This is a genomic window from Enterobacter sp. PP-008-ECC_S150 (assembly GCF_045257065.1).
In the GTDB taxonomy this organism is placed as follows: Bacteria; Pseudomonadota; Gammaproteobacteria; order Enterobacterales; family Enterobacteriaceae; genus Enterobacter; species Enterobacter chengduensis.
Genome location: NZ_JBJHHG010000019.1, coordinates 71,621 through 97,595 on the forward strand (window position 1 = coordinate 71,621; position 25,975 = coordinate 97,595).

The window sequence follows — 25,975 nt, forward strand, 5'->3', positions numbered from 1 at the left end:
AAGCCCTGAGCCTGTGCTCAGGGCTGAATTAAATGATAGATGGGGGAGATTTTGGGGGTTTCAACCCCCGGAGGCGAGTCGAATGCAGTTTGTGTGGCCGGCGACTTTCAGGCGTGAAATGGTGCCATCGGCATTTTCTTTGCCTTTGACCGGGCCAATCACCACGCGATTCCAGCCGTTATTGGTGGTAATACGCGAATCAAACCCTTCAAAGGCCAGCTGTGCGCGTACCGTTTCCGCCTGCTCGGCACCTTTGAACGAACCGCACTGCACCATCCAGCGGCGTTCGTCTTTTTTCTCCGCCGTCTGCTTCGGCGCTTCGGTCTCTTTGGTGACCGGCGCGGCCTGCTGCGTTTTCGGCTGCTGCGCGGTGGTATGCGCTGGCGTCTGAAGCAGATCCTGATACGGCTGAGCCGCCTGTTTCTGCGGCTGCGCTTTCGGCGGCTGTTGGACAGGCTGAGACTGCACCGTACGCGTCGGCTGCTGGTATGGCTGTTCCGTTACCCGCGGCTGTGCTTTCGGCTGCTGCACCGGTTGAGTTTGCGCCCACTGCTGCTGTTGCTGTTGCTGAATCTGCTGTTGCGCCTGGCGTCGCTGCAGCGTTTGCTGGCGCTGTGCTGGCGTCTGCTCATTCCACGGCACTTCGTTCAGCTGCGTTGGCTGCTGGCGCATATCGGCCTGCATTTGTGCCAGCAGCTGACGCTGTTCATCCGTCAGCTGATTCGCATTCTGCACTTCACCACCTGCAGAAGGTTCGGTTGGCGCACGCACCCCAGGCTGGCGGCTTTCCAGCTCTTTGATGTAGCGCCAGCGCTCTTCAGGCTTAGGTGGAAGGCCATTCCCGGCAACCTTGCTGGCCTGAAGCGCCTCAGACTCTTCTTTTTTATGGTGAGTGATAAAGTACAGGCCACCAATAAAGGCGACGACTACAGCCGCAGCAATAGCGACCATTGCTGGCGATACAGCAGGCAGGTTACGTTGCTTTTTCCTTGAGCTACTCTTTTTGCGTCGCGAAGGTGCCGGCTGGCCGCGACGTACATAATCTCGTTGTGCCACTATCGTTTCGCTGTATTTATTCGTTCGTCAGTCCGCCATGTTACTTAAGCGGCGGGGCTTTGACCAGATAAGGGTATCCGAAAGACGTTTACTTTAAGTCAATGCCTGAGTCGTGCCGCGGACAATCAGCTCGCAGTCCAGCAACCGCGAGCCGCTGCTAACTGTTTGACCATGAAGCTGATCCAGCAGAAGCAGCATCGCTTCACGGCCGATTTGATAGCGCGGCTGAGCGACCGTAGAGAGCGGCGGATCGCAAAATTCTGAAAGCGAAATATTGTCGAATCCGACGATAGACAGATCTTTCGGTACCCGCAGGCCGCGGCGTTTGGCGTAGGATAAGGCGCCCAGCGCCATCACGTCGCTGTGACAAAATACGGCGGTTGGCGGTTCAGGCAGGTCCAGAAGTTTCTCCAGCGCTTGCCCGCCCGCGGAGAAGGTGAAGTCACCGCGCGCAATGTAGTGCGGATCGACGGTGACGCCGGTACGGCGCAGCGCCTGAACGTAGCCCTGCAGGCGATAGTGACACAGCGGCATTTCCTCCGGCCCGGCAATGCAGCCAATGCGCTTATGCCCCAGCTCCTGGAGATAGTTTACGGCGTTGAATGCGGCAGTGAGGTTATCAATGTGGACCGTCGGCAGCTCCAGCTCTGGCGCAAACTCGTTGGCCATGACCATCGGGGGTAGATTGCGCTGCTCTTCAATGCTGGCATCAAACGGCAGGCGAGAGCCAAGCAGCAGCATGCCGTCGATCTGCTTGGTGATAATGAGGTCGATGAAGGTTTTTTCCTGCTGATTCTGGTGGGCGCAGTCGCCAATCAGCACAAGGTATCCCTGTTCCGCCGCCGTGACTTCAATACCGCGGATGATCTCGCTAAAGAAGGGGTCACAGATGTCCGGCACAATCACCAGGATGGTGCGCGACTCGTTGCGTTTGACGTTACGCCCCATCGCCTGCGGGAAATAGCCCACTTCAAGCGCCGCCTGCTCTACGCGGTTACGGGTCGCCTGGGAGACTTTATCCGGGTTCATTAATGCGCGGGATACGGTTGCCGTAGAGACCTGTGCTTTCTGTGCAACGTCTTTCATGGTCGCAGTCGCAACCTCTTTCCTGGACTTCAACGTCTTCTCCTCGCCTGAACACCGAACTTCTGACGTCACCATTTTTACAGATAGTGAATGGAATCGGTTACAGAATTTTCATAAAAAGTGTGAGGAGCGTTAAATTTTTCGATCCAGCTTCAGCCTTCGATGGGATCGACGTCCAGTACCCACTTCACTTTTCGCGCTTCAGGCAGGGTGTTGATGAGCGCCAGCGTGCCGCTGACGATGTGCTGCAGGCGAACCCGTGACGGATGCTGAAGTAAGATTTGCCAGCGGAAACGCCCGCCGCGCTTCGGCGCAAGGGCGGGCACCGGGCCCAGGATCCACAGCTGATTATCTACCAGCGGGCTGGCCTGCAGAAGGTTTCGCAGCTGCTGCAGGAAAAGCGGGGCCTGCTGGTTGTTGTGATCTTCCGCGCGGATGATGACGTGGCTGGTCCACGGCGGCAGCTGCAGGGTCTGGCGTTCGGCCAGCGCCTGCTCGGCAAAGGCGTCATAGCCTTTGTGCAGCAGGGTTTGCAGCAGCGGGTGCTCGGGGTGGTGCGTTTGTAACACCACTTCGCCCTGTTTGCCGGCGCGACCGGCACGCCCTGCGACCTGGGTGTAAAGCTGCGCGAAGCGCTCGGCCGAGCGGAAATCTGCCGAGAACAGCGCGCCGTCCACGTCCAGCAGGGCGACTAGCGTCACGTCCGGGAAGTGGTGGCCTTTGGCCAGCATCTGAGTACCAATCAGGATGCGCGCGCCACCGCGATGCACTTCCGCCAGCTGCTGTTCCAGCGCGCCTTTGCGGCTGGTGGTGTCCCGATCGATACGCGAAATTGGCACGTCCGGGAAGAAGGGACCCAGCGCCTGTTCAAGCTGCTCTGTTCCCAGACCGACCGGCACAATATGCGTTGAACCACATGACGGGCACTGGCGCGGCACCGGCCGCTGGCTGTCGCAGTGGTGGCAGCGCAAATGCCGCTGGGCCTGGTGGAAGGTGTAGTAGTGGTCGCAGCGCGGGCACTCGGCGATCCAGCCGCAGTCGTGGCACAGCAGGGCGGGGGCAAATCCGCGCCGGTTGAGGAACAGAATGACCTGATTCCCCGCCTGCAAATGCTGGCGCATACGGGTAATCAATGCGGGTGCCAGCCCCGCCTGCACCTGCTGGCCTTTCAGATCCAGCACGTGCTGAACGGCCGGACGGGCATTCCCCGCGCGGCGCGTCAGGCGCAGCATGTGGTATTTACGCTGGCGCACGTTGTGCAGCGTTTCAAGCGCAGGCGTGGCGGAGCCGAGAATAATCGGAATCTGCTCACTGTGCGCGCGGTAGACCGCCAGATCGCGGGCGTGATAGCGCCACCCTTCCTGCTGTTTATAGGAGCTGTCGTGCTCTTCGTCGATCACGATCACGCCAAGATTTTTAAACGGCGTGAACAGCGACGAGCGGGTGCCGATCACGATCGCCGCTTCGCCGTTTTTCGCTTTCAGCCACGCGCTGAGGCGTTCGCTGTCGTTCAGGCCGGAGTGCAGCACCTCAACCGGCGCGTTAAAGCGTTCGCGGAATCGGGCGATGGTTTGCGGCGTCAGGCCAATTTCGGGCACCATCACCAGCGCCTGTTTACCCTGCGCGAGCACGTTTTCCAGCACGCTCAGGTAAACTTCCGTCTTGCCGGAGCCGGTGACCCCGGCCAGCAGCCAGGCAGAAAAATGGTCGGAGGCGCTATGAATCGCACCCACGGCGGTGGCCTGCTCGGTGTTCAGACGCAGCCGATCCCCTGAAACGGAGAAACTTTTCCGCCAGTCGTAAAGGGCAGGCGCTTCGCTGGCCAGTTCGCTCAGCCCTTTCTTTCTTAATGCCTGTAGCGCCGTTTCGCTGACCTCAAGCTCGTCGACCTGATGCCGCCAGATTTTCCCCTGGCGCAGCGCCGCCAGCGCCTGCTGCTGTTTTTGCGAGCGCTTGAGGCTGTTAATATCGACCGCCTGACCCTGCTCGGTCGCAAACCAGTACCACATCGGCGCGTGGCTGGCGCTCTTGCCCTGGCGCAGCATAATCGGCAGCGCGTGGAACAGGACGTCGCCAATGGGGTGATGATAATAATCCGCCGCCCACAGCAGCAGTCGCCAGGTGCTGGTGGAGTAAACCGGCTCGCTGTCCAGCACCTCAACGACCGATTTCAGTTCGTTAAGCGGCAGCTCGCTTTTATCGCTGACGGACACCACGATTCCCACGCGCTGCTGTTTGCCAAACGGCACGGTCACGCGACAGCCCGCTTTGACGCTCATGCTGTCAGGCAGCAGATAGTCAAAGGTGCGGGGAAGCGGAACGGGCAGGGCAACGTGAGCGACGGGCATCGAATCTTCCTGACTTGAAAAGTGGCGCGTTAGTATACACATTAGTGAAAGCGGCGTGCGGATCAGTTTGCATACACTGGTTAAATTCTGTATGATTCGCCGCCTTTGGTGTAGATTACGCCAGAGAAATTACATTCAACATCGCGTGGTGTCTGGCGTTAGGGCTGGAAGAGCGACGCGGCCTTAACTGAGGTTCTCCCATGAAAAAAGATATTCACCCGAAATACGAAATGATTACTGCAAACTGTTCTTGCGGTAACTCTATCCAGATCCGCTCTACCGTGGGTCACGATCTGAACCTGGACGTGTGCGGCAAATGCCACCCGTTCTACACTGGCAAGCAGCGTGATGTTGCAACCGGTGGCCGTGTTGACCGCTTCAACAAGCGTTTCAGCATCCCGGGCGCTAAATAAGTTTCCCGAAAAAAAGGCACCGCAAGGTGCCTTTTTTGTATCCGCTTCTCAGTATTCCCACGTATCCGGGTCAATACCCAGTTCACGCATGATCACCTTCGCCTCTTCCGGGATTTCATCACTACGCTCTTTGCGCAGATCGTCATCGTTCGGCAACGGTTGACCGGTAAACGCATGCAGAAACGCTTCGCACAGCAGTTCGCTGTTGGTTGCGTGGCGCAGGTTGTTCACCTGACGACGCGTACGTTCATCGGTGAGGATCTTCAACACCTTCAGAGGAATGGAAACCGTAATTTTCTTTACTTGCTCACTCTTCTTACCGTGCTCAGCGTATGGGCTGATATATTCGCCGCTCCATTCAGCCATGAGATACCTTTAATCCTCTCAGTCATTTATCTAAAGGTGCAAAACCTGTAACCACCCGTTTTGAACCGCAATCTTGCCTAGTTTACCGTAGAGACGATACCGTGGCACGGATATTGCCGCTGCAGCGTGCACTAAAGCATATAATTTTAACGGCTATTTGCGCATTGCTCAATCTATACGCAAAGAAGTTTAGATGTCCAGATGTATTGACGTCCATACTTTCAATGTTTACTCTGGTGCCTGACTTTTCACCTCATTCGCCAGGAAGCCCTCACCATGACGCGTAAACAGGCCACTATCGCAGTGCGTAGCGGATTAAATGATGACGAGCAGTACGGCTGCGTTGTCCCGCCGATTCATCTTTCCAGTACCTACAATTTCACCGGATTTAATGAACCCCGCGCGCACGACTACTCGCGTCGTGGCAACCCTACGCGTGACGTGACCCAGCGTGCGCTGGCTGAACTGGAAGGTGGCGCAGGCGCCGTATTAACCAATACCGGGATGTCCGCCATTCACCTGGTGACCACCGTGTTCCTGAAGCCTGGCGATCTGCTGGTCGCGCCGCACGACTGCTACGGCGGCAGCTATCGTCTGTTTGATAGCCTGGCGAAACGCGGCTGCTATCGCGTGCTGTTTGTCGATCAAAATGACGAACAGGCGCTGAAGCAGGCGCTGACAGAGAAGCCGAAGCTGGTTCTGGTGGAAAGTCCAAGCAATCCATTGTTGCGCGTTGTCGATATTGCGAAAATTTGTCAGCTCGCAAGGGATGCGGGAGCGATAAGTGTAGTGGATAATACGTTCCTCAGTCCGGCCCTTCAGAACCCACTCGCACTGGGTGCCGATCTGGTATTGCATTCATGCACTAAATATCTGAACGGCCATTCTGACGTGGTAGCGGGCGTGGTGATTGCTAAAGATCCGGAAGTTGTCACCGAACTGGCATGGTGGGCCAATAACATTGGCGTCACCGCGGGAGCCTTCGACAGCTATCTGCTGCTGCGCGGCATCCGCACGCTGTCGCCGCGCATGGACGTGGCGCAGCGCAATGCCCAGGCGATTGTCGACTTCCTGAAATCCCAGCCGCTGGTGAAAAAGCTGTATCACCCGTCGCTGCCGGAAAACCAGGGGCACGAGATTGCCGCGCGCCAGCAGAAAGGGTTTGGCGCGATGTTAAGTTTTGAACTGGACGGTGACGAGCAAACGCTGCGTCGCTTCCTGAGCGGGCTGTCATTGTTTACGCTGGCGGAATCCTTAGGTGGGGTTGAAAGCTTGATCTCCCACGCCGCGACCATGACGCACGCAGGAATGGCACCCGAAGCACGTGCCGCCGCCGGGATTTCTGAGACGCTGCTGCGGATCTCAACCGGTATTGAAGATTCTGAAGATTTAATTGCCGATCTGGAAAATGGCTTCCGGGTCGCAGCCAAGGGGTAATCATGAGTGTGATAGCGCAGGCAGGGGCGAAGGGTCGTCAGCTGCACAAGTTTGGTGGTAGTAGTCTTGCTGATGTGAAATGTTACCTGCGTGTCGCAGGGATCATGACGGAGTATTCACAGCCGGGTGACATGATGGTTGTCTCGGCGGCGGGCAGCACCACCAACCAGTTGATTAGCTGGCTTAAACTGAGCCAGACCGATCGCCTCTCTGCGCATCAGGTGCAACAGTCCTTACGTCGTTACCAGAGCGAGCTGATTGCCGGCCTGCTGCCTGCAGACGTGGCGGACGGGCTGATCAGCGCCTTTACGCATGACCTTGAGCGACTGGCCGCCCTGCTGGACAGCGGCATTACCGATGCGGTGTATGCCGAAGTGGTGGGCCACGGTGAAGTGTGGTCCGCACGCCTGATGGCTGCCGTGCTGCAACACCTGGGCGTGGACGCCGCCTGGCTCGACGCCCGTGATTTCCTGCGTGCCGAACGCGCCGCGCAGCCGCAGGTTGATGAAGGCTTGTCCTACCCGCTGCTGCAACAGCTGCTGGTGCAGCACCCGGGTAAACGCATTGTCGTCACCGGCTTTATCAGCCGCAGCAACGCGGGTGAAACCGTGCTGCTGGGTCGTAACGGTTCGGACTACTCGGCAACGCAAATCGGTGCGCTGGCGGGCGTGTCACGCGTCACCATCTGGAGCGACGTGGCCGGTGTGTACAGCGCGGACCCGCGTAAGGTGAAAGATGCCTGCCTGCTGCCGCTGCTGCGTCTCGACGAAGCCAGCGAGCTGGCGCGTCTGGCCGCGCCGGTACTGCACGCGCGTACCCTGCAGCCGGTGTCCGGCAGCGATATCGACCTGCAGCTGCGCTGCAGCTACACCCCGGATCAGGGCTCCACGCGCATTGAGCGCGTGCTGGCGTCCGGTACCGGGGCGCGTATCGTCACCAGCCACGACGACATCTGCCTGATTGAGTTCCAGGTGCCCGCGGGCCAGGACTTCAAGCTGGCGCATAAAGAGATTGACCTGGTGTTAAAGCGTGCGCAGGTTCGCCCGCTGGCCGTTGGCGTTCACAACGATCGCCAGCTGCTGCAGTTCTGCTATACCGCGGAAGTGGCGGACAGCGCCCTTAAGATTCTGGATGAAGCGGGCCTGCCGGGCGAGCTTCGCCTGCGTCAGGGGCTGGCGCTGGTGGCGATGGTGGGCGCGGGCGTCACCCGTAACCCGCTGCACTGCCATCGCTTCTGGCAGCAGCTGAAAGGCCAGCCGGTGGAATTTACCTGGCAGTCGGAAGAGGGCATTAGCCTGGTGGCCGTGCTGCGTAAAGGGCCAACCGAAAGCCTGATTCAGGGTCTGCATACCTCGCTGTTCCGTGCGGAAAAGCGCATCGGCCTGGTGCTGTTTGGTAAAGGCAACATCGGTTCCCGCTGGCTGGAGCTGTTCGCGCGCGAGCAGGTCACGCTTTCGGCGCGTACCGGGTTTGAATTCATTCTCGCAGGCGTGGTGGACAGCCGCCGCAGCCTGCTGAACTACGAAGGGCTGGACGCCAGCCGGGCACTGGCCTTCTTTAACGATGAAGCCGTCGAGCAGGACGAAGAGTCGCTGTTCCTGTGGATGCGCGCGCACCCGTATGACGATCTGGTGGTGCTGGACGTTACCGCCAGCGAACAGCTTGCCGATCAGTATCTTGATTTCGCCAGCCACGGTTTCCACGTCATCAGCGCCAACAAGCTGGCGGGGGCAAGCAGCACCGATAAATACCGTCAGATCCACGACGCGTTCGAAAAAACCGGTCGTCACTGGCTCTATAACGCCACCGTTGGCGCGGGCCTGCCGGTCAACCATACCGTGCGTGACCTGATTGAAAGCGGCGACAGCATTCTGGCGCTGAGCGGTATCTTCTCCGGCACGCTCTCCTGGCTGTTCCTGCAGTTTGACGGCACCGTACCGTTCACCGACCTGGTGGATCAGGCGTGGCAGCAGGGCTTAACCGAGCCTGACCCGCGCGTTGACCTTTCCGGTAAGGACGTGATGCGTAAGCTGGTGATCCTGGCGCGTGAAGCCGGTTACGACATCGAACCGGATTCCGTCCGCGTCGAATCGCTGGTGCCGGCCGGCTGCGAACAAGGTTCTGTGGACCATTTCTTTGAGAATGGTGACGAGCTTAACGAGCAGATGGTGCAGCGTCTGGAAGCGGCGAACGAGATGGGGCTGGTGCTGCGCTACGTGGCGCGCTTCGAGGCCAACGGAAAAGCGCGCGTCGGCGTCGAGGCGGTGCGCCCTGAACATCCGCTGGCGGCGCTGCTGCCGTGTGATAACGTTTTCGCCATCGAAAGCCGCTGGTATCGCGATAACCCGCTGGTGATCCGCGGTCCTGGCGCCGGGCGCGACGTTACCGCTGGAGCAATCCAGTCCGACATTAACCGCCTGGCTAAGCTGCTGTAATTCCGCTTGTTCCCTCTCCACGTGGGAGAGGGTTAGGGTGAGTGCATCACACCGCACTCACCCCGTCATGAATTTCCCTCATCTTTCCTGAGCAAACCTCACCGTTATTGTTGATTATTTATGTTGACGTCCTTCCGCTTTTCCGTCATTTTTACATCTGGACGTCTAAACGTATAGAAGTTCACAACACAACAGACAACGACAGCGATTGATAGAGGTAAGGTATGAGCTTTTTTCACGCCAACCAGCGGGAAGCACTGAATCAGAGCCTGGCCGAAGTAAACGGTCAGATTAACGTCTCTTTTGAATTTTTCCCGCCGCGCACCAGTGAAATGGAGCAAACCCTGTGGAGTTCTATCGATCGTCTCAGCAGCCTGAAGCCGAAGTTTGTCTCCGTGACCTACGGTGCGAACTCCGGCGAGCGCGACCGTACGCACAGCATCATTAAGGGCATTAAAGACCGTACCGGTCTGGAAGCCGCGCCGCACCTCACCTGTATCGACGCCACCCGCGACGAGCTGCGTGCCATTGCCCAGGATTACTGGAATAACGGTATCCGTCATATCGTTGCGCTGCGCGGCGACCTGCCGCCGGGGAGCGGTAAGCCGGACATGTATGCCGCCGACCTGGTCGGTCTGCTGAAAGACGTGGCGGACTTTGATATCTCCGTTGCCGCTTATCCTGAAGTGCATCCGGAAGCGAAAAGCGCCCAGGCCGATCTGCTTAACTTGAGGCGCAAAGTGGACGCGGGCGCAAACCGCGCCATCACCCAGTTTTTCTTCGATGTAGAAAGCTACCTGCGCTTTCGCGACCGCTGCGTCTCCGCGGGCATCGACGTTGAAATTATTCCGGGGATTCTGCCGGTTTCTAACTTCAAACAGGCGAAGAAATTCGCCGATATGACCAATGTCCGCATTCCGCTGTGGATGTCCAAAATGTACGAAGGGCTGGACGATGACCCGGAAACGCGCAAGCTGGTGGGCGCAAATATCGCGATGGACATGGTGAAGATCTTAAGCCGTGAAGGGGTGAAGGATTTCCACTTCTACACGCTGAACCGCGCGGAAATGAGCTATGCCATTTGTCATACCCTAGGCGTTCGTCCGGCGTAAAAAACACAAAGCCCTTGTAAATTAGAGGGCTTTTTAATCAAACAGATAGTTAAAAGGTATTAACTATCGAATCTGTGGATTATTTCAACTATATCTTATTGCTAGTGGTGTATATCGTAACGGTAACACTGTAAAAGGGAGCATAGCGATGAGCACGTCAGACGAGACCAATAAAGCGGCATCAGTCGGCAAATGCCCGTTCCATCAGGGCGGCGTCGATCACAGCGCGGGCGCAGGTACAGGCAGCCGCGACTGGTGGCCAAAACAACTCCGCATCGATCTTCTTAACCAACATTCCAATCGTTCGAACCCGCTGGGTGAAGACTTCGACTACCGCAAAGAATTCAGCAAGCTTGATTACTCCGCCCTTAAAGGCGACCTCAAAGCACTTTTAACCGACTCCCAACCGTGGTGGCCTGCCGACTGGGGCAGCTATGCGGGCCTGTTTATCCGCATGGCGTGGCACGGCGCAGGCACCTATCGCTCCGTTGACGGACGCGGCGGGGCAGGACGCGGTCAACAGCGCTTTGCGCCATTGAATTCCTGGCCGGATAACGTCAGCCTGGACAAGGCGCGCCGCCTGCTGTGGCCCATCAAGAAAAAATACGGACAAAAGATTTCCTGGGCTGACCTGTTTATCCTCGCGGGTAACGTCGCCCTGGAGAACTCCGGCTTCCGCACCTTCGGTTTTGGTGCCGGACGTGAAGACGTCTGGGAACCGGATCTCGACGTAAACTGGGGTGATGAAAAAGCCTGGCTGACCCATCGTGACCCGGAAGCGCTGGCGAAGCGCCCTCTGGCGGCCACCGAAATGGGGCTGATCTACGTGAACCCGGAAGGGCCAAACGCCAGCGGTGAACCGCTGTCAGCGGCGGCAGCGATTCGCGCGACCTTCGGCAACATGGGCATGAACGACGAAGAGACCGTGGCGCTGATCGCGGGCGGCCACACCCTCGGTAAAACCCACGGTGCGGGTGAAGCCACGCACGTCGGCACCGACCCGGAAGCGTCACCGATTGAAGCGCAGGGCCTGGGCTGGGCGAGCACGCACGGCACGGGCGTTGGCGCAGATGCCATTACCTCCGGCCTGGAAGTCATCTGGTCGCAAACCCCGACCCAGTGGAGCAACTACTTCTTCGAGAACCTGTTTAAATACGAATGGGTGCAAACCCGCAGCCCGGCGGGTGCGATTCAGTTCGAAGCCGTGGATGCGCCGGAAATCATGCCCGATCCGTTCGACCCGTCGAAAAAGCGCAAGCCAACGATGCTGGTCACCGACCTGACGCTGCGTTTTGACCCGGAATTCGAGAAAATTTCCCGCCGCTTCCTGAACGACCCGCAGGCCTTCAACGAAGCCTTCGCGCGCGCGTGGTTCAAACTGACCCACCGCGATATGGGGCCAAAATCGCGTTACCTTGGCCCGGAAGTGCCGAAAGAAGATCTGATCTGGCAGGACCCGCTGCCGCAGGCGGTGTTCAATCCGTCGAAAGAAGACATTGAGAGCCTGAAGGCGGAAATTGTGGCCTCCGGTCTCTCCGTGAGCGAAATGGTTTCTGTTGCCTGGGCGTCAGCGTCAACCTTCCGCGGGGGCGATAAGCGTGGCGGTGCCAACGGCGCGCGTCTGGCGCTGGCACCTCAGCGCGACTGGGACGTGAACGCCGCGGCGGTTCGCGCGTTACCGGCTCTGGAAGCCATCCAGCGCACCACCAACAAAGCCTCCCTGGCCGATATCATCGTGCTGGCGGGCGTGGTTGGCGTTGAGCAGGCGGCGAAAGCGGCAGGCGTTTACGTCAACGTGCCCTTCACGCCGGGCCGCGTTGATGCGCGTCAGGATCAGACGGATATCGAGATGTTTAACCTGCTCGAACCGATTGCCGATGGCTTCCGTAACTACCGTGCGCAGGTGGATGCATCCACGACGGAATCACTGCTGGTTGATAAAGCCCAGCAGCTGACGCTGACCGCACCGGAACTGACGGTGCTGATTGGGGGTCTGCGCGTACTGGGTACCAACTTTGATGGCAGCAAGAATGGCGTGTTCACCGACCGCGAAGGCGTGCTGAGCAATGATTTCTTCGTAAACCTGCTGGATATGAATACCCAGTGGAAGGCGACCGATGAATCCAGTGAGCTGTTTGCCGGAAGCGACCGCGCCAGCGGTGAAGTGAAATATACCGCCACCCGCGCCGATCTGGTCTTCGGTTCTAACGCCGTCCTGCGCGCGCTGGCAGAGGTTTACGCCAGCGATGATGCGCATGAGAAGTTCGTCCGTGACTTTGTTGCCGCATGGGCGAAGGTGATGGATTTGGACCGGTTTGACGTGAAGTAACCCTTGTGCCGGGTGGCGGCTACGCCTTACCCGGCCTACAAATTCAAGTGCCATGTAGGCCGGGTAAGCGCAGCGCCACCCGGCTTTTTTATTACTCCCACTCCTGCAGGAACCGCTGTCCATACTGGTCGGCCACCAGCAGCGCCGCATAGACCTGATCCGGCGTGACGCCGCCGGGCATGTTGTGGATGGTTTCTCCTTCCGCACAGGACGCTTCGGCGATCAGACGCATTTTGGCAGGAATATCTTCTTTGATGTTCAGCTGTGCCAGCGTAATGGGCAGCCCGACGCTGTGGCAGAGCGCCGCGACGGTCTCTATTTCTTCTACCGGCGCGTTTTCCAGCACCAGCTGCGTCAGCGTTCCAAACGCCACTTTCTCGCCATGATAGAAGTGATGTGCGTCCGGCACTGCCGTCATGCCGTTATGAATAGCGTGTGCCGCTGCCAGGCCACCGCTTTCAAAACCGACGCCGCTGAGATAGGTGTTGGCTTCGATGATGCGTTCCAGCGCAGGCGTTACCACATGCTGTTCCGCCGCCAGCATCGCTTTTTCACCCTCTTCAACCAGCGTGTTGTAGCACAGCTCGGCCAGAGCTAACGCCGCCTGGGTGCATTTACCTCCGGCCATGGTAGTCGCGCCGCTGCGCGAGCAGGCGCGCGCTTCAAACCATGTCGCCAGCGCATCGCCAATCCCGGCGGCAAGCAGACGTGCTGGCGCACCCGCCACCACTTTCGTATCCACAATGACCATGTTCGGGTTGTGCGGCAGCATCAGGTAGCGATCGAACTCACCGCTGTCGGTATAAATGACGGAAAGGGCGCTGCAGGGCGCATCGGTGGAAGCGATAGTCGGCGCAATGGCGACCGGCACGTCCATAAAGTGGGCCAGCGCTTTGGCGGTATCCAGCGTTTTACCGCCGCCAATGCCCAGGACCGCCAGGCAGTCGGCGCTGTCGGCCAGTTTTTTCAGTCGATCGATTTCATTTTGTGAACATTCGCCACCAAACGGCGCGATTTCGGCATGCAGTTCGGCATTTTTAAAACTCTGACGCAGGGTCTCTTCGGCAAAGCCCAGCACAAATTTATCGCCGACAACCAGCCAGCGGTTGGCCAGCGGTTTCAGATAGTCGCCGAGACGGGTGAGCACATCAGCGCCCTGGATATATTTTCCCGGCGATTGAATGATACGGTCCATAACAGTTCTCCCTTAGAGGTTGAGGTTACCAAACGCGTTTTTCCAGTCCTGCTCGAACTTCTCTATGGCTGACTCTACCGCTGGCGTGCCGAGCATTTGTTGCGCTACATCTAAAGGAAGCGTGATTGCCTCGCATCCCGCCAGCAGGCAGTCCAGCGCCTGCCGCGGCGTTTTAAAGCTGGCAGCCAGCACGCGGCTTTCCGGCGCGTGCAGTTCCAGCAGGGATTGCAGCTCCTGGACCATGCGAATGCCGTCGCCGCCCTGAGCGTCAACGCGGTTGACATACGGCGCGACATATTTCGCCCCGGCGAGTGCGGCAAGCAAGCCCTGTGCCGCGCTGTAAACGGCGGTCCCCAGCGTGGTTATCCCCTCTTTTTTTAACGCCTTAATCGCGATAAGCCCCTGAGCCGTCACCGGGATTTTTACCACGATGCCCGGGATTGCGTTACTCAGACGTTTGGCCTCTGCCACCATGCCTTCGGCATCGCGGCTCATGGTTTGAGCAAACAGCGTGCCGTCCGGTCCAATGGCTTTTTGCAGACGCGGCAGCACGTCCCAGATGGATTCACGGCTGGCGGCAATGATGCTCGGGTTGGTGGTGACCCCCGCAATGGGAAAAATGTGCGCCAGACGTTCTACTTCCGCCACGTTGGCGGTATCCAGGTACAGTTCCATTACTCTTCCTCGTTTTACAGTTCTAATTCGTGTTGTAACAGGGAAGCAATCGCCTCCCCGGAACTGGCGTTAACCAGCGCGTTGCGAAAATCTTCATGCATGATGCGGCGGGCCAGGCGGGAGAAAATACGCATATGCTGATCGCCCGCAGCGTGTTTGTTCAGCGTCAGCATGATGATGAATTGTGCTTCTTCCTCTCCCCACACGACGGGGGCTTTCAGGCGCGCCACGCTGATGGTGGATTGCTCAATGTGTTCCGATTTGCTGTGCGGGATGGCAAAGCTAAAGCCAAGCCCGGTAGAAAACACGGCTTCGCGCGCCCACAGATCGGCCTCCAGCTTGCGGGGATAGCGGCAACGTCCTGCAAGCAGCAGGTTATCGGTCATCCCTTTCATAACCTCTTCTTTGCTGTTCCAGTCGTTGTCCAGTGAAATGCAGCGAGGTGTGACCAGCGGCGTGTCCTGCTGGTTCATGCGGAACTGCGCCAGCAGGTGTTCCACTTCAAGCGAAGTGCGACACGCCATGGCCTGGTTCAGCAGCTGGCGGCAGGCGCGGCTATCAAGCTGTGCCAGCCGCGCTTTGGTTGCCGGAATGGCAGGTGAGCCCATGCTCAGTTCGTCCAGCCCCAGACCCACCAGCAATGGCAGCACCGAACCTTTTGCACCCAGCTCGCCGCACAGGCCAATCCATTTCCCCTGGCGATGGACGGCCTGTACCGCGTAGTCCAGCGCCCGCAGGAAGGCCGGGTTCAGGCTGTTGTAGTGGCGTGTGACTTTGGCGTTGTCGCGGTCGACGGCCAGCAGATACTGCGTCAGGTCATTGCTGCCGATGCTAAAGAAATCAAGCTCCTCACAGCACTGATCGATGATAAACATCACCGAAGGCACTTCCAGCATGATGCCGAGCGGAATTTTTTCATCAAACGGGATATGTTCAGCCCGGAGCTGCTGTTTCGCTTCGGCGAGCTTCTCTTTGACCCACAGGATCTCTTCCATGGAGGAGATCATCGGGATCATGATCTTCAGTTTGCCGTGAGCAGAGGCGCGCAGGATCGCCCGCAGCTGGGTGGTGAAAAGCACCGCATATTCTTCGTAAATACGAACCGCGCGATAGCCGAGGAACGGATTATTTTCGGCCGGGATATTCAGGTACTCCACCGGTTTATCGCCCCCGATATCCATGGTGCGCACGATAATGCTGCGCCCGTTTGCACTTTCCAGCGCCTGACAGAAAATGTTGTACAGCTCGTTTTCCCCAGGCGCGCTGGTACGGTCCATGTAGAGCATTTCGGTGCGAAACAGGCCAACACCCTCGGCGCCGTTTCCAAACGCAGCCTGCGCTTCAACCGCGTGGGCGATATTCGCGGCAACCTCAACGCGCAGGCCATCGGCGGTTCTGGCTTCCCGCTCAAGCCAGATGCGCTGCTGCTCGCGTAGTGCCTGTTGTACCCGTGCTTCCTGTTGGTAGTAACGCGCCACCGCATCGCTGGCATTGACCACCACCGCACCGGCATTGCCGTCGATAAATACGGGTTTATTGCGCCACTGCAGCAGGCTTTCACTGTCGACACCCACCAGGGTCGGAATATTAAAGGAACGTGCAAGAATGACGGTGTGCGAGGTTGTTCCGCCGCTTTTTAACAGCAGCCCCTTAAGCAAGGTTTTATCGAGTTCCAGAAACTGGCCGGGCGTAAGATCGTCAGCCAGACAGACGCTCTGCTGGGTGAGCTGTCCCGGTGTTGGGAAGCGTTGTTCACCATAAATCTGTTGTAAAAGTTGATAGCAGACATCGCGTACGTCCAGCACGCGTTCCCGCAAGTAGCTGCTGCTGGAACGCGAGAACACGTCGCAGAAATGGTTGGCTGTAGCGACTGTCGCCTGCGCGCAGCTTAGCCCCTGGCTCACGCCCGCAAGCAGATGCTGGCGCAGTGAGGCATCCGTTGCGAGCGATCGGTGTGCGTCGAGAATGGCGCCGGCGGTGCTGTCGCTGTCCAGCGCACGCAGCTCAATATTTTTTACCAGCAGGGTGAGGCCGTTATCCAGCGCTGACTGTTCTTCCTCTAAGTTTTTCGCGTCGGGTAAATCCGTCAGTGCATTGAGATCCAGCGAGGTCAGCAAGGTCAACACACCCTCGGCACTCCCGCTGCAAACGGACAGGGCACGAAAAAGCGTTGGATTAAGGCGCGCGAGAGATTCTGGCAGCGGATCGCGCTCAATATTGATGGCTTCTGCGAGCGGCGCATCACAGTGTGGAAACACTTCCCGAAGCCATTGTTCCAGCTGTTGATGGGCGCTTTGCTCATCTTCACCGTAGATCACCAGACGACAGGCGTCGCCTGCCAGCGTATCGGTGCCAATAAGTGACAGTGCGCTCTTGGCGTTCCCTTTGCGATCGGTGCGCAGATTATGCCACTCGATGTGCGAGATAAACGTGTTGCACAGCGTCTCCACGTGACTTGCCGGACGCGCGTGAACACCGTTGGGCAATTCACAGGTAAATTCCACTACCAGAGCCATACACACTCCTGAAACCAGTCATCATTCATTGGGTAACAGCATACGAGCGTGTTGATGACGCGCGCCATGTGACAAATCTGCCAAAAACTGGACAAATGTAATATCACCTGAAAAGTGAGATTTAACTCACAGGTTGTGGCGGTTTGTCTTATACGTACCCCATGCTCGAAATGTCGAGGCGGATCGCATTTTTATTTCTATATTACAAAAATCCAGTAAATGGCCTTTTTGTCTCCTGTCCGCCGTCTTCCTGATTGCCTATTGTTTGCCACAACATCTTTATGGTTTTAGGCCAGGAGCGACATATGAAAGAGTTGGTGCATATTCTCAAGAACACGCGGCAGCATCTGATGACCGGGGTGTCGCACATGATCCCGTTCGTGGTGGCGGGCGGTATTTTGCTGGCGGTTTCGGTCATGCTGTACGGCAAGGGTGCGGTCCCGGATGCAGCAACCGATCCCAACCTCAAAAAGCTATTCGATATCGGTGTGGCGGGGTTAACGCTGATGGTGCCTTTCCTCGCCGCCTATATTGGCTATTCCATCGCAGAGCGCGCCGCACTTGCTCCCTGCGCTATTGCCGCGTGGGTCGGTAACAGCTTCGGGGCGGGGTTCTTCGGCGCCATTATTGCCGGGATCCTCGGTGGGATTGTGGTCTGGTATCTGAAAAAACTGCCGGTCCCGAAAGTGCTGCGCTCCGTCATGCCTATCTTCATCATCCCTATCATCGGCACCTTTGTTACCGCAGGCATCATGATGTGGGGGCTGGGTGAACCTGTTGGCGCGCTGACAACCGGCTTAACCCAGTGGCTGCAAGGGATGCAGCAGGGCAGCATCGTCGTGCTGGCCATCATCATGGGGTTGATGCTGGCCTTCGACATGGGCGGCCCGATTAATAAAGTCGCCTATGCCTTCATGCTGATCTGCGTTGCTCAGGGCGTCTACACCGTGGTGGCAATTGCGGCAGTCGGCATCTGTGTGCCACCGCTGGGATTGGGCCTGGCGACGCTGATTAACCGCAAGAATTTTACCGGTGAAGAGCGTGAAGCGGGCAAGGCCGCATTAGTGATGGGCTGTGTGGGGGTCACCGAAGGGGCCATTCCGTTTGCGGCGGCCGATCCTCTGCGTGTCATTCCTTCCATCATGCTGGGATCCGCATGTGGCGCAGTGACGGCTGCCGTAATGGGCGCGCAATGCTATGCCGGATGGGGCGGGCTCATCGTTCTGCCTGTGGTGGAAGGCAAACTGAGCTACATCGCGGCGGTCGCGGTAGGGGCTGTGGTGACGGCCATTAGCGTCAACGTGCTGAAGAGTATTGCCCGGAAGAGTGCAAAACAGGTCGAGGAAAAAGAAGACGACCTGGATCTGGATTTCGAAATTAACTGAGTGAGGAAGAGAACATGGCCCGAATTATCGCAGTAACCGCATGTCCGTCAGGCGTTGCCCATACCTATATGGCAGCCGAAGCGCTGGAAAGCGCTGCTAAAGCCAAAGGCTGGGAAGTGAAGGTTGAAACTCAGGGGTCAATTGGTCTGGAGAACGAACTGAACGCTGAGGATATCGCCGCAGCGGATGTGGTGATCCTGACCAAAGATATTGGCATTAAGTTTGAAGAACGTTTTGCCGGGAAAACTATCGTGCGCGTCAACATCAGCGACGCGGTAAAACGCGCCGACGCCATCATGAACAAAATTGACGCTCACCTGGCGCAAACCGCCTGACGCTCTCCCGCCCTTCGGGGCGGGCTCGTTTTCCGTTACAGGAGTTCCCTCATGACGAATCGTACCCAGCGTTTGAAAGATGCACTTTTTGCCAGTCCGCGTGAAATCTCGCTTGAGCGAGCGTTGCTCTATACCGCCAGCCATCAGCAGACGGAAGGCGAGCCGGTTATCCTCAGGCGTGCTAAAGCCACGGCGTACATTCTTGACCATGTGAACATCGCGATTCGTGATGAGGAACTGATTGCCGGAAACCGGACCGTTAAGCCGCGTGCGGGCATTATGTCTCCTGAGATGGATCCGTACTGGCTGCTTAAGGAGCTGGACCAGTTTTCCACGCGTCCACAGGACCGCTTCGATATTAGCGAAGAGGATAAGCAGATCTACCGTGACGTGCTCTATCCCTATTGGGAAAAGCGGTCGATGAAGGATTTCATCAATAGCCAGATGACGGATGAGGTGAAAGCCGCTGTAGGAACGCAAATTTTCAGCATCAACCAGACGGACAAAGGGCAGGGGCATATCATTATTGATTACCCGCGCCTGCTCAATAACGGCCTGAGTACGCTGGTGAAGGAAATGCGGGAACACTGCGCCCGCGATGCGCATAACACGTTCTATGCCTCCGCGCTGATTCTGCTTGAAGCGGCCCAGCGTCATATTCTGCGCTATGCCGCGCTGGCTGAAACGCTTGCCACCGTCTGCGATGAGGCTCCACGGCGTGAAGAATTACGAAAGATTGCCGAAATCTCGCGCCATAACGCCCAGCATAAGCCACAGACGTTCTGGCAGGCGTGTCAGCTGTTCTGGTATATGAACGTCATTTTGCAATACGAATCTAACGCCAGCTCGCTCTCCATTGGCCGCTTCGATCAATACATGCTGCCCTTTTATCAGGCTTCGCTATCACAGGGCGAAGAGCCCGCGTTTCTGAAAGAGATTCTGGAATCGCTGTGGGTGAAGTGCAATGACGTGGTGCTTTTACGCTCGACCAGCAGCGCCCGCTATTTTGCCGGGTTCCCGACCGGGTATACCGCGCTGTTGGGCGGTCTGACGGAGAACGGGCGTAGCGCGGTGAATGTGCTTTCCTTCTTGTGTCTGGATACCTATCAAAGCGTTCAGCTTCCTCAACCGAACCTCGGCGTGCGGGTCAACGAACTTATCGACCGGCCTTTCCTGCTTAAAACGGCGGAGACGATCCGCCTGGGCACCGGCATCCCGCAGATCTTTAACGATGAAGTGGTGGTGCCTGCATTCCTGAATCGGGGTGTGTCGCTGGAAGATGCGCGCGACTACGCGGTGGTTGGCTGTGTAGAACTGTCGATTCCGGGTAAAACCTACGGTCTGCACGATATTGCGATGTTTAACCTGCTGAAGGTGATGGAAATCGCGATGCAGGAGAACGAAGGCAACGCAGCGCTGAGTTATGAAGGTTTGCTGGAGCATATTCGCGCCAAAATTAATCACTACATTGCGCTGATGATCGAGGGGAGCAATATCTGCGATATCGGCCATCGCGACTGGGCACCGGTGCCGTTGCTCTCTTCTTTTATTAACCATTGTCTGGAAGCGGGTAAAGACATCACCGACGGTGGCGCGCGCTATAACTTTTCTGGCGTGCAGGGGATCGGGATAGCGAATTTGAGCGACTCTCTGCATGCCCTGAAAGGGCTGGTTTTTGAACAGCAGCGCTTAAGTTTTGATGAATTGCTAGCCGTATTGAAGGCCAACTTTGCCACGCCTGAAGGCAAAAAAATCCGCGCCCGGTTGATCGGTCGATTCGAAAAATACGGCAATGATGTTGATGATGTCGACAACATCAGCGCTGAACTGCTGCGCCACTACTGCAAAGAGGTTGAAAAATACCGGAACCCGCGCGGTGGGCAGTTCACGCCGGGTTCTTATACCGTATCGGCACATGTGCCGCTGGGGGCGGTGGTGGGAGCAACGCCCGATGGCCGCTTTGCCGGAGAACAGCTGGCCGACGGTGGACTCTCGCCGATGCTTGGGCAAGATATGCAGGGCCCGACGGCGGTACTGAAATCGGTAAGTAAGCTGGATAACTATCTGTTATCTAACGGTACGCTGCTAAACGTTAAGTTCACCCCCGCGACGCTGGAAGGCGATGCCGGGCTGCAAAAGCTGGCGGATTTCCTGCGCGCTTTCACCCAGCTTAAATTGCAGCACATCCAGTTCAACGTGGTGAACGCGGATACGCTGCGTGAGGCGCAACAGCGTCCGCAGGATTTTGCCGGTCTGGTGGTGCGCGTTGCCGGATACAGCGCCTTCTTTGTTGAGTTATCGAAGGAGATCCAGGATGACATTATCCGCCGTACAGCGCATCAGCTGTGACGAGGTTGAAACACGCGCCGAGGTGGCGCGTATTTTCAATATCCAGCGCTACTCGTTGAATGACGGCCGCGGCATCCGTACGGTGGTTTTTTTTAAAGGCTGCCCTCACCGCTGCCCGTGGTGTGCTAATCCAGAGTCGATCTCACCGAAAATCGAGACGGTGCGAAGAGAGAGTCAATGTCTTCACTGTGCCCCCTGTCTGCGTGACGCTGATGAATGCCCGTCAGGTGCCTTCAGGCATATCGGAAGGGATGTGACCCTTGATGAGCTGGAAAACGAGGTGATGAAAGACGATGTCTTCTTTCGTTCCTCGGGAGGCGGGGTGACGCTTTCGGGTGGGGAAGTGTTGATGCAGGCACCTTTCGCGACACGTTTTCTACAGAGGCTGCGTCGTTTCGGCGTGCATACGGCCATCGAAACGGCAGGCGATGCGCCTTTGTCCCGGCTAATGCCGCTGGCCCGCCAGTGTGATGAAGTGCTGTTTGATTTGAAGATCATGGACTCGGAGCAGGCCCTGGCAATGGTGGGAATAAATCTTCCGAGAGTGCTGGATAATTTCCGCCAGCTGGTGGCTGAGGGGATAAACGTCATTCCTCGCGTCCCGCTTATTCCTGGCTATACGCTCAACGAAACGAATATGGCGCGCGTATTGGCTTTCCTGGTACCTTCAGGAATACGGCAACTGCATCTATTGCCTTTCCATCAGTATGGGGAGCCAAAATACCGCTTGCTGGGAAAGGAGTGGGGAATGCGGCAAACCATCCCTCCGACGGAAGAGGAGGTGTCAGCGATGCGGCAACTGGCTGAGCGCGAAGGCTTCAACGTAACCCTGGGAGGCTAAGCAATGACAGCGATCGCTGGACGTCATCTGGTGGCGGTGACCGCGTGCGTCAGCGGTGTCGCACATACCTATATGGCTGCCGAACGGCTGGAAAAGCTCTGCCAGCAGGAGAAGTGGAGCGTTAACATCGAGACTCAGGGAGCGCTGGGCGTTGAGAACGAGCTTAATGAAGAGGACATCCGGCGCGCCGATGTCGTATTGCTGATTACCGATATCGACCTGGCGGGCAGTGAACGTTTCGATCATACGCGCTACGTGAAGTGCGGTATTAACGCCTTTTTACGCGACCCACAAAAGGTGATGGGGGCGGTGCGTAGAATGCTATCCGCGCCGCAGCATACTCAGGTCATTCTTGACTAGCGGCCTTGCCGGTGAGCTGGCTGTGATACTGGCGACGGTATTCAGACGGCGAACGCTCCGTGTTTTTACGAAATAACCGACAGAAATAGTTACTGTCGACAAATCCGCAGGCATGCGCCACCTCTTTCACTTTTAAATCATACCCTTTCAGCAGCTGGCGCGCGTGTTCCAGCCGGGTATGCGTCAGGTATTCATTGAAACCCACTGCGCCCGTTTTCTGGAACAGATGCGACAGGTAGTTTGGGGAAATATAAAACGCCTGCGCGACGGATTCCCGGGTAAGCGGAGTGGCGTAGTGTTCATCAATATAAACCCGAATGGCTTCAAACAGAGCCTGACTGCGGGAGGCGGTTTGGATCTGACTACCCAGCAGGTCTACGCAGTGGCTAAGCAGGCTGGCGATAATCAGCCGTGCGGTTTGCTGCTCGTGTGGCTGCATCTGCATTTCGTGGAGCGTCTGTAAGAGTAGCGATCCAATACGGGGACCGCGGCGGGCAACGTGCTGCTTCGCCAGGTTTCGCACGTCTATACCGTCCCAGTGCAAAAGGCTAAACCCGAGCTGCTGTTTGCCAAACAGGATGCTCAGCGTTGTTGCCGATGCTTGCCATTGTGGATTATTCCAGCCGCCAGCCGGGACGTATAACACATCACCCTGCTGTAAAACGCAGTCAGCCAGGTCTTTCATTGACCCTTCGATCACGATCTCCAGACGTGGAAAATCAACCTGCAAGGCAAGTTCGGGGGCTGAGGTCGCGGAGTTTGCAAAATGCACCTGACGCAGCGGCGTTGTGCTGTTGATCAGGTCAGTCAGGATGCGGGTAATGTCGTGGTGCATGGTGGATACCAGGTATTGCCGGGTGGCGCTAACGCTTACCCGGCCTACTTAACGTAGGTCCGTGCAAGCGCAGCGCCGCCGGGCATAAAGCATTAGCCGGTGTTACGCATACCCGCCGCAACGCCCGCAATCGTCACCATCAGCGCCTGTTCAACGCGCGGATCCGGCTCTTTGCCTTCTTCTTCCGCGAGACGCGAGCGGTGCAGCAGCTCTGCCTGCAGGACGTTCAGCGGGTCGGTGTAGATATTACGCAGCTGAATAGACTCGGCAATCCACGGCAGGTCCGCCATCAGGTGCGAGTCGTTGGCGATGTCCAGCACCACTTTGATGTCGCCTTCCAGCAGTTCGCGCAGCTCTTTACCCAGCGCCCACAGCTCGGGCTTCACCAGACGCTGGTCGTAGTACTCCGCCAGCCACAGGTCCGCTTTCGAGAAGACCATTTCCAGCATGCCCAGGCGGGTAGAGAAGAATGGCCAGTCGCGGCACATGGTTTCCAGTTCGTTCTGTTTACCGTCTTCCACCACTTTTTGCAGCGCGGCACCGGCACCCAGCCAGGCGGGCAGCATCAAACGGTTCTGTGTCCAGGCGAAGATCCACGGGATTGCGCGCAGAGACTCTACGCCACCGGTTGGGCGACGCTTCGCAGGACGCGAGCCCAGCGGCAGTTTACCCAGCTCCTGCTCAGGGGTGGCTGAACGGAAGTAAGGCACGAAATCTTTGTTTTCACGCACGTAGCCGCGGTACAGATCGCAGGAGATCGCCGACAGTTCGTCCATGATATGGCACCAGGAGGCTTTCGGCTCCGGCGGCGGCAGCAGGTTGGCTTCCAGGATCGCGCTGGTATAGAGCGACAGGCTGCTGATGGTCACTTCCGGCAGGCCGTACTTGAAGCGGATCATCTCGCCCTGCTCGGTGACGCGCAGGCCGCCTTTCAGGCTTCCCGGCGGCTGCGACAGCAGCGCTGCGTGCGCAGGTGCGCCGCCGCGGCCAATGGAGCCCCCGCGTCCGTGGAACAGGGTCAGTTCAATACCGGCTTTCTCGCAGGTTTTGATCAGTGCGTCCTGCGCCTGATACTGCGCCCAGGATGCCGCCATCACGCCCGCATCTTTCGCGGAGTCGGAATAGCCAATCATTACCATCTGTTTGCCCTGAATAAAGCCGCGGTACCAGTCGATATTCAACAGCTGGCTCATGACGTCGTTGGCATTGTTCAGGTCGTCGAGGGTCTCAAACAGCGGGGCGACAGGCAGAGCGTAGTCGATTCCCGCTTCTTTCAGCAGAAGGTGAACGCCCAGCACGTCGGACGGGGTCTTCGCCATGGAGATCACATAGGCGGCCACCGATCCTTTCGGTGCGTCCACGATCGCTTTACAGGTGTTGAGCACTTCGCGAGTGTCGTTGCTTGGCTCCCAGTTGCGCGGCAGCAGAGGGCGCTTCGAGTTCAGCTCGCGGATCAGGAAGGCCTGTTTGTCGGCTTCAGACCAGCTCTCATAGTCGCCGATGCCGAGATAGCGGGTCAGCTCGCCCAGCGCTTCGGTATGGCGGGTACTTTCCTGACGGACGTCGATACGCACCAGCGGCACGCCGAAACACTTCACGCGACGCAGGGTGTCGAGCAGTTCGCCGTTGGCGATGATGCCCATCCCGCACGCCTGGAGTGATTTATAACAGGCGTAAAGCGGCTCCCAGAGCTGTTCGTTCTGGCTGAGCAGGCCTTCTGGTTTTGGCAGGCGCTGGCCTTTCAGGCGCGCTTCCAGCCAGGCCTGAGTGGCCATCAGCTGACCGCGCAGCTTTTTCATCAGGAAACGGTACGGCTCGCTGGCGCCTTCTTCACCGGCCAGCGCGCGCAGCTCCGGCGTCGCTTCAACCATCGACAGCTCGGAGATCAGCACCTGAATGTCTTTCAGGAACAGGTCGGTCGCTTTCCAGCGGCTCAGCAGCAGGACGTGACGGGTGATTTCCGCAGTCACGTTCGGGTTGCCGTCGCGGTCGCCGCCCATCCAGGAGGTGAAGCGTACCGGAACGAAATCGACCGGCAGGCGGTAGCCCAGGTTCGCTTCCAGCTGTTCGTTCAGCTCGCGCAGGTAGTTCGGCACCCCTTCCCACAGGCTATTTTCCACCACCGCAAAGCCCCATTTGGCTTCGTCGACCGGGCTTGGGCGATGCTTACGAATCTCATCGGTGTGCCAGGACTGGGCAATGAGCTGGCGCAGACGGCGCATCAGCTGGTTGCGTTCGTAGTCGGCAATGTCTTTGTTATCCAACTGCTTCAGGCAGTTGTTCACTTCCACCATTTTGTGGATCAGGGTGCGACGGGTGATTTCCGTTGGGTGAGCGGTGAGTACCAGCTCCAGCGAAAGGGACTCCACCGCTTTTTTGATGGTGGCTTCGTTGAGATCAGGCTGGTCTTTCAGTTTACGAAGGGTGCGGGCAATGACTTCCGGGTTGCTGGCCGCTTCGCCGTTTGGCGAAATGCTATGGTACTGCTCAGCGGTGTTGGCCAGGTTCAGGAACTGGCTGAACGCGCGTGCAACGGGCAGCAGCTCGTCGTTAGAGAGGTTCTGCAACGTGGTCAGCAGCTCCTGACGACTGGCCTCGTTACCGGCACGGGAAGATTTAGAGAGCTTGCGGATGGTTTCAACGCGATCGAGGATATTCTCCCCCAGCGCATCTTTGATGGTATCTCCAAGCACTTTGCCGAGCATACTGACATTACTACGCAACGCGGAATATTGTTCGTTCATAAAAACCCAGTCACCCCATCATTTTTGTTTATGCCCAGGCGAAAATCTTCTGGCCATTATTTTGTCATCTCCCTTTATAAAGCCACGTAAAACCCCCGTCGTCAATTGCTGCGAAAACGGTTCAGCAAACGAATAAATGTGGGCAATTTACGAAATTT

The 25,975-nt window shown here is 57.6% G+C and carries 19 protein-coding genes; 10 read left to right on the plus strand and 9 right to left on the minus strand.

The window, feature by feature from the left end; translation table 11 throughout:
* Positions 1-60: 60 nt before the first annotated feature.
* From ftsN to priA, 3 genes are all read right to left on the minus strand, one after another.
* Positions 61-1,056 (minus strand): cell division protein FtsN, encoded by a 996-nt coding sequence (gene ftsN, locus ACJBF3_RS19510; protein WP_045329532.1) that lies wholly within the window; start codon positions 1,054-1,056, stop codon positions 61-63.
* Between the two features lie 93 nt (positions 1,057-1,149).
* Positions 1,150-2,175, minus strand: a complete 1,026-nt coding sequence (cytR, locus tag ACJBF3_RS19515; protein WP_047716322.1) for a DNA-binding transcriptional regulator CytR — start codon at positions 2,173-2,175, stop codon at positions 1,150-1,152.
* 119 nt (positions 2,176-2,294) lie between these two features.
* Positions 2,295-4,490 carry a primosomal protein N' gene (gene priA, locus ACJBF3_RS19520; protein ID WP_045329533.1) on the minus strand — a complete coding sequence of 732 codons (2,196 nt, stop codon included), beginning with the start codon at positions 4,488-4,490 and terminating at the stop codon, positions 2,295-2,297.
* A 200-nt stretch (positions 4,491-4,690) separates the two neighbouring features.
* Between priA and rpmE the strand changes: the two genes are divergently transcribed.
* On the plus strand, positions 4,691-4,903 hold the full coding sequence (rpmE, locus tag ACJBF3_RS19525; protein WP_003862040.1) for a 50S ribosomal protein L31: 213 nt from the start codon (positions 4,691-4,693) through the stop codon (positions 4,901-4,903).
* Positions 4,904-4,951: 48 nt separating this feature from the next.
* Here rpmE and metJ read toward each other — a convergent pair whose 3' ends face one another.
* Positions 4,952-5,269 carry a met regulon transcriptional regulator MetJ gene (gene metJ, locus ACJBF3_RS19530; RefSeq protein WP_006179183.1) on the minus strand — a complete coding sequence of 106 codons (318 nt, stop codon included), beginning with the start codon at positions 5,267-5,269 and terminating at the stop codon, positions 4,952-4,954.
* Between the two features lie 276 nt (positions 5,270-5,545).
* On the opposite strand from metJ, the gene metB reads away from it, so the two are divergent.
* From metB to katG, 4 genes are all read left to right on the plus strand, one after another.
* The gene (metB, locus tag ACJBF3_RS19535; RefSeq protein ID WP_045329535.1) at positions 5,546-6,706 is read left to right on the plus strand and encodes a cystathionine gamma-synthase; all 1,161 of its coding nucleotides are present in this window, start codon (positions 5,546-5,548) and stop codon (positions 6,704-6,706) included.
* Positions 6,707-6,708: 2 nt separating this feature from the next.
* Positions 6,709-9,141 (plus strand): bifunctional aspartate kinase/homoserine dehydrogenase II, encoded by a 2,433-nt coding sequence (locus ACJBF3_RS19540; RefSeq protein WP_045329537.1) that lies wholly within the window; start codon positions 6,709-6,711, stop codon positions 9,139-9,141.
* 224 nt (positions 9,142-9,365) lie between these two features.
* Entirely contained in the window at positions 9,366-10,253 is an 888-nt protein-coding gene (gene metF, locus ACJBF3_RS19545; protein ID WP_045329539.1) for a methylenetetrahydrofolate reductase, read from the plus strand.
* A 148-nt stretch (positions 10,254-10,401) separates the two neighbouring features.
* Positions 10,402-12,582, plus strand: coding sequence for a catalase/peroxidase HPI (katG, locus tag ACJBF3_RS19550; protein WP_045329540.1), 2,181 nt, complete (start codon positions 10,402-10,404; stop codon positions 12,580-12,582).
* Positions 12,583-12,673: 91 nt separating this feature from the next.
* Here the strand turns inward: katG and ACJBF3_RS19555 are convergent, their stop codons facing one another.
* Genes ACJBF3_RS19555 through ptsP form a run of 3 tightly spaced genes read right to left on the minus strand, consistent with a single transcriptional unit; the run spans position 12,674 to position 16,968 of the window.
* Positions 12,674-13,777 (minus strand): glycerol dehydrogenase, encoded by a 1,104-nt coding sequence (locus tag ACJBF3_RS19555; RefSeq protein WP_045329542.1) that lies wholly within the window; start codon positions 13,775-13,777, stop codon positions 12,674-12,676.
* A gap of 12 nt (positions 13,778-13,789) precedes the next feature.
* The gene (fsa, locus tag ACJBF3_RS19560) at positions 13,790-14,452 is read right to left on the minus strand and encodes a fructose-6-phosphate aldolase (protein WP_045329543.1); all 663 of its coding nucleotides are present in this window, start codon (positions 14,450-14,452) and stop codon (positions 13,790-13,792) included.
* 14 nt (positions 14,453-14,466) lie between these two features.
* On the minus strand, positions 14,467-16,968 hold the full coding sequence (ptsP, locus tag ACJBF3_RS19565; RefSeq protein ID WP_045329545.1) for a phosphoenolpyruvate--protein phosphotransferase: 2,502 nt from the start codon (positions 16,966-16,968) through the stop codon (positions 14,467-14,469).
* A 305-nt stretch (positions 16,969-17,273) separates the two neighbouring features.
* On the opposite strand from ptsP, the gene ACJBF3_RS19570 reads away from it, so the two are divergent.
* The 5 genes from ACJBF3_RS19570 to ACJBF3_RS19590 are packed head-to-tail and all read left to right on the plus strand — an operon-like array spanning position 17,274 to position 22,238.
* Positions 17,274-18,353: a PTS fructose transporter subunit EIIC gene (locus tag ACJBF3_RS19570; protein WP_045329547.1), complete on the plus strand. Its 1,080-nt coding sequence runs from the start codon at positions 17,274-17,276 to the stop codon at positions 18,351-18,353.
* A gap of 14 nt (positions 18,354-18,367) precedes the next feature.
* Positions 18,368-18,688, plus strand: a complete 321-nt coding sequence (locus tag ACJBF3_RS19575) for a PTS fructose-like transporter subunit IIB (RefSeq protein ID WP_045329550.1) — start codon at positions 18,368-18,370, stop codon at positions 18,686-18,688.
* A 51-nt stretch (positions 18,689-18,739) separates the two neighbouring features.
* Positions 18,740-21,037: a formate C-acetyltransferase gene (locus ACJBF3_RS19580; protein ID WP_045329552.1), complete on the plus strand. Its 2,298-nt coding sequence runs from the start codon at positions 18,740-18,742 to the stop codon at positions 21,035-21,037.
* Positions 21,003-21,878 carry a [formate-C-acetyltransferase]-activating enzyme gene (locus ACJBF3_RS19585; protein WP_045329553.1) on the plus strand — a complete coding sequence of 292 codons (876 nt, stop codon included), beginning with the start codon at positions 21,003-21,005 and terminating at the stop codon, positions 21,876-21,878. Before ACJBF3_RS19580 ends, ACJBF3_RS19585 begins: the two co-directional genes overlap by 35 nt.
* Before the next feature lie 3 nt (positions 21,879-21,881).
* Positions 21,882-22,238 (plus strand): PTS fructose-like transporter subunit IIB, encoded by a 357-nt coding sequence (locus ACJBF3_RS19590; protein ID WP_045329555.1) that lies wholly within the window; start codon positions 21,882-21,884, stop codon positions 22,236-22,238.
* Here ACJBF3_RS19590 and ACJBF3_RS19595 read toward each other — a convergent pair.
* Together ACJBF3_RS19595 and ppc are read right to left on the minus strand one after the other, a co-directional pair.
* Positions 22,225-23,073 (minus strand): AraC family transcriptional regulator, encoded by an 849-nt coding sequence (locus ACJBF3_RS19595; RefSeq protein WP_045329557.1) that lies wholly within the window; start codon positions 23,071-23,073, stop codon positions 22,225-22,227. The genes ACJBF3_RS19590 and ACJBF3_RS19595 overlap by 14 nt on opposite strands.
* 92 nt (positions 23,074-23,165) lie before the next feature.
* Complete coding sequence (gene ppc / locus ACJBF3_RS19600; protein WP_047716320.1) at positions 23,166-25,817, minus strand: phosphoenolpyruvate carboxylase; 2,652 nt, start codon at positions 25,815-25,817, stop codon at positions 23,166-23,168.
* Positions 25,818-25,975 lie beyond the last annotated feature (158 nt).

Excerpts from the sequence above, each read along its gene's own strand:
- metJ (WP_006179183.1), bottom strand. The coding sequence starts at position 5,269 with ATGGCTGAATGGAGCGGCGAATATATCAGCCCATACGCTGAGCACGGT.
- ppc (WP_047716320.1), bottom strand. The coding sequence starts at position 25,817 with ATGAACGAACAATATTCCGCGTTGCGTAGTAATGTCAGTATGCTCGGC.
- ACJBF3_RS19580 (WP_045329552.1), top strand. The coding sequence starts at position 18,740 with ATGACGAATCGTACCCAGCGTTTGAAAGATGCACTTTTTGCCAGTCCG.
- metF (WP_045329539.1), top strand. The coding sequence starts at position 9,366 with ATGAGCTTTTTTCACGCCAACCAGCGGGAAGCACTGAATCAGAGCCTG.
- ACJBF3_RS19575 (WP_045329550.1), top strand. The coding sequence starts at position 18,368 with ATGGCCCGAATTATCGCAGTAACCGCATGTCCGTCAGGCGTTGCCCAT.
- rpmE (WP_003862040.1), top strand. The coding sequence starts at position 4,691 with ATGAAAAAAGATATTCACCCGAAATACGAAATGATTACTGCAAACTGT.
- fsa (WP_045329543.1), bottom strand. The coding sequence starts at position 14,452 with ATGGAACTGTACCTGGATACCGCCAACGTGGCGGAAGTAGAACGTCTG.
- ACJBF3_RS19595 (WP_045329557.1), bottom strand. The coding sequence starts at position 23,073 with ATGCACCACGACATTACCCGCATCCTGACTGACCTGATCAACAGCACA.
- ACJBF3_RS19590 (WP_045329555.1), top strand. The coding sequence starts at position 21,882 with ATGACAGCGATCGCTGGACGTCATCTGGTGGCGGTGACCGCGTGCGTC.
- priA (WP_045329533.1), bottom strand. The coding sequence starts at position 4,490 with ATGCCCGTCGCTCACGTTGCCCTGCCCGTTCCGCTTCCCCGCACCTTT.
- katG (WP_045329540.1), top strand. The coding sequence starts at position 10,402 with ATGAGCACGTCAGACGAGACCAATAAAGCGGCATCAGTCGGCAAATGC.
- ACJBF3_RS19585 (WP_045329553.1), top strand. The coding sequence starts at position 21,003 with ATGACATTATCCGCCGTACAGCGCATCAGCTGTGACGAGGTTGAAACA.
- ACJBF3_RS19555 (WP_045329542.1), bottom strand. The coding sequence starts at position 13,777 with ATGGACCGTATCATTCAATCGCCGGGAAAATATATCCAGGGCGCTGAT.
- metB (WP_045329535.1), top strand. The coding sequence starts at position 5,546 with ATGACGCGTAAACAGGCCACTATCGCAGTGCGTAGCGGATTAAATGAT.
- ACJBF3_RS19570 (WP_045329547.1), top strand. The coding sequence starts at position 17,274 with ATGAAAGAGTTGGTGCATATTCTCAAGAACACGCGGCAGCATCTGATG.
- ACJBF3_RS19540 (WP_045329537.1), top strand. The coding sequence starts at position 6,709 with ATGAGTGTGATAGCGCAGGCAGGGGCGAAGGGTCGTCAGCTGCACAAG.
- ptsP (WP_045329545.1), bottom strand. The coding sequence starts at position 16,968 with ATGGCTCTGGTAGTGGAATTTACCTGTGAATTGCCCAACGGTGTTCAC.